Source organism: Pseudomonas sp. G5001 (assembly GCF_013385475.1).
Classification (GTDB): domain Bacteria; phylum Pseudomonadota; class Gammaproteobacteria; order Pseudomonadales; family Pseudomonadaceae; genus Aquipseudomonas.
Window position 1 is genome coordinate 1 of record NZ_JACAPZ010000059.1, and the last position, 925, is coordinate 925.

At 62.2% G+C, this 925-nt stretch carries 1 pseudogene; it reads right to left on the reverse strand.

Features of this window, described 5'->3' with window-relative positions:
- Nucleotides 1–760, reverse strand: a pseudogene (locus HX805_RS31545) (methyl-accepting chemotaxis protein); the annotation flags it as partial.
- Nucleotides 761–925 lie beyond the last annotated feature (165 nt).

Here is a 925-nt window from a genome sequence, read left to right on the forward strand (position 1 = left end):
CCGCCAGTTGGTGGCGCGCGCCTTTTTCCAGGGTGCCGCTGGCGTGAGCCAGCTCCTGGCCGAGTTGGCCGAGGCCGTGGGAGTCACGGGCGACGCCGTCGATCAGGCCGGTGATCTGGGTCAGAAAGTGATCGAAACGGGTGGCAAGGGAGACATGCACTTTTTCCGGACTGCCCTTGACGGCCTCACCGCTGAACTGCGTGGTGACGGCGAGCATTTTTTCGAGCATTTCCTGGCTTTCTACCGCTTCTGTCTGGCTGTGCACCGCGAGGTAGAGCAGGGCGACCGTCTCCATCACCACGTAGAACGCGTGGACGAAAATCATGCTCCAGCCGCCGTGATGCTCCATCACAAACACCGGGAAACCCTGGTGCTGCAAGGCATGAAACACCACGTGGTGTACCGCGATGGTGACAGCGGCCACCAGGATAGGCAGCCAGTCGCGGTAGAACGTCAGCACCGCCAGCAGCGCGAAGATACCGAAGTGCGATTCGATGACACCCTGGGCCTGGTTGATGTGCAACGCCGCCATGACCATCAGGCCGACGCCAAGGGCGCAACGCATCAGGCGCGTGCCGCCGATGACGCGATAGGCCAGGGTCAGCACCACGCTGGTGCCGCCGCCTATGAAGAGCGCTTGAAGCAGCGTGTCGTGCCAGAACGCCAGGCCGAGGGAGAAGAGGGTCATCAGCCAGATCAGGGCGAGCATGATGCGGTCGGCTTTGAGGTAGTGCTCGATGAAACGGGCTTGGGCAGGCATTCACTCGTACTCCATGTGGACGGGCCGGGGTGAGGCAAGCATGCGACGTGCCATACGAGCATGCGGGGAGCGAATCGGGTGTAGGGGAGCGGGGGTTGATTGATGGTAGGAGGTTATCGGCGGTTTTGGGTGGGGCTTTAGGGGGGATAAGCCAGAAGCTGCTTG